At 42.7% G+C, this 6,658-nt stretch carries 4 protein-coding genes and 1 pseudogene; 1 reads left to right on the top strand and 4 read right to left on the bottom strand.

From position 1 onward, the window contains the following. Both V7K36_RS07670 and purC read right to left on the bottom strand, forming a co-directional pair. Positions 1–633, bottom strand: a pseudogene (locus V7K36_RS07670) (BamA/TamA family outer membrane protein); the annotation flags it as partial. Positions 634–782: 149 nt separating this feature from the next. Continuing rightward, positions 783–1,520: a phosphoribosylaminoimidazolesuccinocarboxamide synthase gene (purC, locus tag V7K36_RS07665; protein ID WP_335114553.1), complete on the bottom strand. Its 738-nt coding sequence runs from the start codon at positions 1,518–1,520 to the stop codon at positions 783–785. Positions 1,521–2,244: 724 nt separating this feature from the next. Between purC and V7K36_RS07660 the strand changes: the two genes are divergently transcribed. Further along, positions 2,245–2,505 (top strand): DUF7219 family protein, encoded by a 261-nt coding sequence (locus V7K36_RS07660; RefSeq protein ID WP_335114570.1) that lies wholly within the window; start codon positions 2,245–2,247, stop codon positions 2,503–2,505. Positions 2,506–2,742: 237 nt separating this feature from the next. Here V7K36_RS07660 and V7K36_RS07655 read toward each other — a convergent pair whose 3' ends face one another. Continuing rightward, positions 2,743–5,364, bottom strand: a complete 2,622-nt coding sequence (locus V7K36_RS07655) for a GAF domain-containing protein (protein ID WP_335114551.1) — start codon at positions 5,362–5,364, stop codon at positions 2,743–2,745. Positions 5,365–5,490: 126 nt separating this feature from the next. Continuing rightward, complete coding sequence (locus V7K36_RS07650; RefSeq protein WP_335114549.1) at positions 5,491–6,621, bottom strand: glycosyltransferase family 4 protein; 1,131 nt, start codon at positions 6,619–6,621, stop codon at positions 5,491–5,493. Between the last annotated feature and the right edge of the window lie 37 nt (positions 6,622–6,658).

Here is a 6,658-nt window from a genome sequence, read left to right as displayed (position 1 = left end):
GACTGGAGCGGTTGATGGTTCTGGAGTTGTGGGTAATAAAGGTTCCGTTGTCGGTGGATTAACATTTTCTGGGACTGGAGTTGTCTCAGGAGTTGAAGAAGGTGTTTGTTCTTGACTCGCTGGGGGTGGAATGACTGGAGCGGTTGATGGTTCTGGAGTTGTGGGTAATAAAGGTTCCGTTGTCGGTGGATTAACATTTTCTGGGACTGGAGTTGTCTCAGGAGTTGGAGAAGGTGTTTGTTCTTGACTCGCTGGGGGTGGAATGACTGGAGCGGTTGATGGCTGTTGAGTAGAGTTGGGATTTATTTGAGGGGTTTGTGCAGTTCTTGGCGTTGTGAAGGTTGGTACTATTACCTCTGATGTCGCGATCGCTGCTGGTTTGGCAGTGTAAACTGGGACAAGACCAGATTGGAGATGTTCTGCCTCTGTAATCCCTGTGGGATTAGGTCGAGATTTTAGACTCTCACTAGTGTAACGCTGACCAGTGTCCTTTTCTGGCTGCTGATTTGTTTCTAGTGTCAAAACTTCTGTTGTCTGTTTTGAACCTTTGGCGGCTTCTGCATTTGCACTCATTGAGCCGCCCAAAGGGACTGCAATTGCTACTGCTGCCAGCAATACGGGAGATAAACGCATTTTACTTATGATTCCTATTCACGACCACACACACACCATCACAAATTAGTCATTAGTCATTAATACATTAGTCATTGGGCATTGGGCATTGGGCATTGGGCATTATTTACAAAGGACAATCCACACGAGTTTAATTGATTTTTGCCCATTTAGTTATTACTCTCTACTGCTTTTAGCACTCTTTGTAAAACTTCCTGATAGGCATCCTCTACATTTCCTAAGTCCCGGCGAAAGCGGTCTTTGTCCATTACCCGGCGGTTTGAGTCCTCTTCTGCGATATCCCACAAACGGCAGGTGTCGGGGCTAATTTCGTCTGCTAATAGCAACTGCTGTTGTGAGTCCAAACCAAACTCTAGTTTGAAGTCTACTAGGGTAATGCCGCACCGTTGCCAAAAGTTACGGAGAAATTCGTTGATTTGCAATGCTAGATGTGTAATTGCGTCTACTTGTTCCGCAGTGGCTAGTTCTAGCAGGTATAGGCGATCGCTTGTCAACAAAGGATCTCCTAACTGATCGTTTTTGTAATAAAACTCAACCAAAGGCTGTTTCAGAATTGTACCCACTGCCAACCCTGTTTGTTGACACAGACTGCCAGCAGCAATATTTCTGATCACTACTTCTAAGGGTAAAATCTTTACTGCTCTCACCCGCATCTGATTCGGGGCAGGGCTGTCGAGAAAGTGAGTTTTTATACCATTTGCCTCCAACTGTTTAAAAAGCTGGCTGGAAATGCTACAATTAATTTTTCCTTTCCCTTGAATACTGCCACGTTTTTGGGCGTTAAACGCCGTGGCGTCGTCCTTAAAATCTGCCAACAAGACTTCCGGATCGTCCGTTGTATAAAGAATTTTAGCTTTGCCTTCGTATAACTTGGAATTAACAGACATGGTGGCAGGTAAAGTTTTAGGCGATGGACAAAAGTTGTCCTTTGAGGCTTCACCATTTTATCTTTAGTTATTAACTATTAGCCATTGGTGATTATTTAAGAGGACACGGGGCTGCCGATAATTGGGCAAAGGGGCAGGGGAGGATGAGGAAGTAGTAGTGCTGTTAGCGGATAGCTAGGGTTTAGCCCGTGCTGAATCTCACTTCTTTACTCACAACTGGGAACTCGGAACTGTTTTGCTCCAGTTGCCAAAGATTCAGAACTGAATCTCTAACTTTGAACAGAGGACAATTGGCTTTGGTACATGGTATCTTTATCTAAGTACTTTCACTTATCGAATTTGTAATTATTTTTGCTAGAAAATTCTAATAGGACATCCGGCTATATTTTGTATAGTTTGTAACTCAGGGTTTCGATTGAAGTTAATTACAATTTGAACTTCATAAACTATGATGAGATAAATTGACAACCGGGAAAAAAATTAAATATTCCCTCTAGTTACTTTTGGAGGAACTTTTTTTGTAATATTTACAACAAAAGTATTTCAACCTTGATCTTCTAATCTCAAAATCTGAATTAACCAATTCCCGCACCATCGGTTGGAAAAGGAGTTGGATGATTTGATTTCCCCCAGTCTGACAAAATAAAGATTAGGGTAGCTAGTAATTGATTCAGTTTTAGAGATTCAAACAGAAGGGAAGTTGAATAAATTGGAGAACAAAATGATGAACAAGGATGATTTTCTCTACCCTCGTGGTCGCTACTACGGTCAGGTAAAGCCAGAAAACTTGGTTTTTAATGCGAATCTACAGGAATTTGCCCAACGCGTAAGCTATATTTGCAGCTTAGAAACAGGTGGAAAATTGCCTCCAGGTGCAGCTTACGAACAAATAAAGGATCTATGGAAACAGTTGAAACGCTCAAAAAAAGAGCTAAGAATTGGCGAAGACCCGTTTCAGGATAATCAGGGGGAGGCTCAAGGTTGAATGAGAGAGGCGGGGATGAGGGAGACAAGGAGAAGAACCAAATACCATTAACAATTCAAAATTCACGCATTCAAAATTCAAATATTTTAGACAATTTCAGATTCTTATTTAAACCCCAACTGAAATTGAGCGGAGTCGGACACACTCCGCCTCCGAGCTACGTGTAATTGTACAGGTCTTAAACCCTTCGATTTCCGATAACCAAATACCAAATATCAATAACCAAATACCCAATAACTACTTAGTAAGCATTGTCCAGACACCATCCCAAGACTCTGGGGGCGGTGTTTGTTGATAATTACGCGCCCGTTCTAGGTGGATATCAACAGCTTGGTCTTGGGGTTGAATACATTTGGCGGCTTCAAAACAGGCGATCGCTTGTGAGAAGTTGCGCGATAAATAAGCCGAGCGTCCAGTATGATAGTCATACAAAAACTCTTGAGTATTGGCATCTAAAGGAGTAGTGCGATCGCCAATTAACTCGTAGATATTCACCGCCTGGTGTTTACCTTTAACGCGAATTTTATCTAACTGGCGTACCCAAATGCGATCGCTGCAAAGTTCGTAAGTTAATTCACTCAAAAGTATATCACAACCATAATCTTTAGTTACTGCTTCCAAACGCGAACTCAAATTTACACTATCTCCAATTACGGTGTAATCCATCCGCTTCCGGGAACCAATATTACCTGAAACCACATCCCCAGAACTAATCCCAATGCCAATACGAATTTGTGGCTGTGCCTGGATAATTCGCCGTTGGTTAAATTCCTCTAGGCGGCGTCTCATATCTAACGCTGACTGCACAGCCCTCCAAGCATGATTTTCTGTCAGTGGTAGCGGCGCACCAAATACCGCCATTAAAGCATCACCAATAAATTTATCGAGAGTGCCTTCGTAGTTAAAAACCGCTTCCACCATCGTTTCAAAATATTGATTAAGCAGCGATACCACTTCAGCTGCACCGAGATTTTCCGTAAGTGTTGTGTAGCCCCGGATATCAGAAAACAAGATGGTTACTTCCTTGCGTTCGCCTACCATTAAAGCATCTTCTCCCAGAGCCATAACTTGTTCGGCTACATGGGGCGTTAGGTAGCGGGACATGGTAGTTTTCATCCGTTTTTCCTGACTGATGTCTTCCAACACCACCAAACCACCCCGGACACTGCCTTCTGGGTTAGTTAGAGGATTAACAGTGAGATTAATACTGCGTTCTAATTTTTCCACCAGATTAGTAGTGAGAAACTCAGATTGGGGAGTGAGGGGTAGATTCCAGGGAATGAAAACATCGGGGTTAGTGCGATCGCGCACTGCTAAAATTGAATGCTGAGTCCTAAGCCCTGAATATTGAGTCTCACTTTTAACTCCCAACCCTTCGGCAGGCTCAGGGCATCGCTCCTCACTCATAACTTGGTATAGTCCCACCATCAAACTTTGCTCTGGCACATAATGTTTAGCTCCAGTTTTTAAACTATCTTCTAGTCGCATTTGGAGATTTTCAATCGGCACAACTTCCCAAACTAGGCGACCAATCAAATTTTGTTCCCACAGAAGCTTGTTGTTCTTAGTATTAGCGTCTCCTATCGGACAACCCAGTAACTCCAGTGCTGCATCATTAATCGTCACAATCCGTCCTGCCATATCTGTAGAAATTACCGCATCTGACAGACTTTGCAAAATGTCTTTTTGATACTGTTTTTCTAACAGCACATTTTCAAACAAGCGATCATTTTCTAAAGCAATTCCCGCCTGAATATTAAAAGCCCGCATAAACTCTTCATCAGAAGCAGTAAAGCTGTTTTGTTGCTTATTAATTAATTGGGTTACGCCAATCAATTCATTTGCAGAATTAAATACTGGCAAACACAGGATATTGCGAGTTACATATCCGGTTTTTCTATCTGTAGTCGGGTCAAAACGGGGGTCTTTGTAGGCATCGGAGATATTTAGGGCTTTACCAGTGGAGGCCACATAGCCAGCAATGCCACGGTTAGCAGGAATGTGGATTTCTATCAAGTTTGTGCCATCTGCTGCTGCTGCAACTTTCGTCCAGAGTTCGCTCATCTCTTTACGATATAAAAACAGTGTGCTACGGTCTGCTTGCATTAAAATTCGAGCTTGTTCCATGACTATCTGCAAAGTTGCTTCTAAATCCAGGCTTTGCCCCAGTGTCTGAGTTGCCCGCAACAAAGCCATTGCACCTCGTTGATTGCGAGCCGCTACATAAAAAGATTGGCAGCTTTCCAGAATAATACCAATAGAAGCGGCGAAGTCTCGAAAACGTTCTTCATCATCAGAATTAAATGCAACATTCCCGGTTTTATTAGCTAGTTGAACTACCGCTACAGTCTGGTTTTTGCTACTGATAACAGGCATACATAAAAGATTATGGATTTTGTAGCCCATTTGTTTTTCAAGTTCTGGGCTAAATAGGGGGTGAGTATAAGTTTCAGATATATTTAGATATTGGCCTGTACTGGCAACATGACCGGGAATACCCACTGTAATGGGAGTACGAATTTCTAAGAATTTTTGGGTATTATCTTGGAGAACTTTTGACCACAGTTGACCTTTGTCATAGTCAACTAAAAAAATCGCCGTATGTTCTGCTTGCAGGATTTGACCAATTTTAAGTGTGATAGCTTCTAACACCTTCTCCAACATAGTTTCTAGAGCTTCATTATTTATCAATTCAATGGCTCTAATAAATTGCTGGAACTCAGCAGTTATGAAGTCGAGTAAACAAACAAATTCATTAACAGATAAGTCTTTTACACGACTCAATAGGGCGTGAGTACGATTAACTTGGTTCAGTTCAGTTAATGTAGCCAAGACGCTGCCAGGGTTGGGGAGTGTCATGGGAATTTTAGATTTTAGATTTTAGATTTTAGATTTTAGATTTTAGATTTTAGATTTTGGGCATGGGGCATTGGGCATTGGGCATTGGGCATTGGGCATGAGTTATTAATTTTTCTCCCTGCTCCCCTATTTTGTCAACTGTTCAGAAAATATCACCTTTTGATAGTAATCTTGTAGTTGCCTAGTGGCAGCTGCCCAACCCCAACTTTCTGCTTCCCGGCGAGCATTTTGACGGATGATATCTCGCTGTTGTTTTTGTTCTAAGAGGCGAATAGTAGCAGCTAATGCTCCTTGAACATCTGCTGTTGGCTCAAAAAGATATCCATTTACCCCATCTGTCACAATATCGGGAATTCCCCCCGAACGGGCTGCTACTACTGGACAGCCAGCAGCCATCGCTTCTAGTAGTACTAAGCCTAATGTTTCTGTACGGGAAGGAAAAATAAAGGCATCAGCACTTGCAAAGGCAGAACCTAATTCTTGCCCCATGAGATACCCAACAAAATAAGTGTTTGTTCCAGCAAAGTGTTTTTGCAATGCTTGACGGTGGGGACCATCCCCAACCAATGCCAACCGCGCTTGGGGAATTGCCTCTAAAATTGGTTTGATGCGCTCAATTTCTTTTTCGGCGGAAAGTCGCCCAACGTAAAGTAGCAATGGACTTTCTGGATGATTTTGTGATAAGCGCGATCGCATCTCTACACTAGCTAAATCAGGGTGAAATAATTCCGTATCCACCCCGCGCTGCCATAAATCTACACGTTCAATACCATGTGCTGTCAGTTCCTCAATCATTACTGTTGAGGTACATAGATTCAAAGCGGCTTGATTATGAGCGCCTTTCAGCAATTCCCAAAGAAGCCCTTCCAGCATCGCCAAGCCGTAATGCTGGAGATATTGGGGTAAATGGGTATGATAAGACGCCACTAAGGGGATTTTGAGGATTTTGCTATAAAATATGCCTGCTAAACCCAAAACGGCTGGATTCACGACATGAATCACATCTGGCTTAAACTCTTCTAAGGCGTACCCAATGGCTGGGCGGGGTAATGCCATTTGCAATTCTGGATACAATGGCAGAGGAAAGCCAGTAATGCCGTAAACTTTAGCGCCTTTGTGTTCAGTGATGCCTCCATCAGGGGCAATCACCAGCACTTCATTACCACTACGCTGTAAATGATCAACAGTATGGCGCAGGCGCGTTACGATGCCGTCAACCTTGGGCAAAAAGGTTTCGGTAAATAGAGCAATTCTCATAAAAAACTATTCAGTACAGGCAAATAATCCCAGCTTA

This window comes from Nostoc sp. (assembly GCF_036919555.1).
Lineage (GTDB): Bacteria > Cyanobacteriota > Cyanobacteriia > Cyanobacteriales > Nostocaceae > Nostoc.
Note: the sequence above shows the minus strand (reverse complement) of the source record. Positions and strands in the feature narration are given on the sequence as shown.

What these genes read in the sequence shown, in the direction of transcription:
- purC (WP_335114553.1), bottom strand. Translation starts at nt 1,520, where the DNA reads ATGTCTGTTAATTCCAAGTTATACGAAGGCAAAGCTAAAATTCTTTAT.
- V7K36_RS07660 (WP_335114570.1), top strand. Translation starts at nt 2,245, where the DNA reads ATGAACAAGGATGATTTTCTCTACCCTCGTGGTCGCTACTACGGTCAG.
- V7K36_RS07655 (WP_335114551.1), bottom strand. Translation starts at nt 5,364, where the DNA reads ATGACACTCCCCAACCCTGGCAGCGTCTTGGCTACATTAACTGAACTG.
- V7K36_RS07650 (WP_335114549.1), bottom strand. Translation starts at nt 6,621, where the DNA reads ATGAGAATTGCTCTATTTACCGAAACCTTTTTGCCCAAGGTTGACGGC.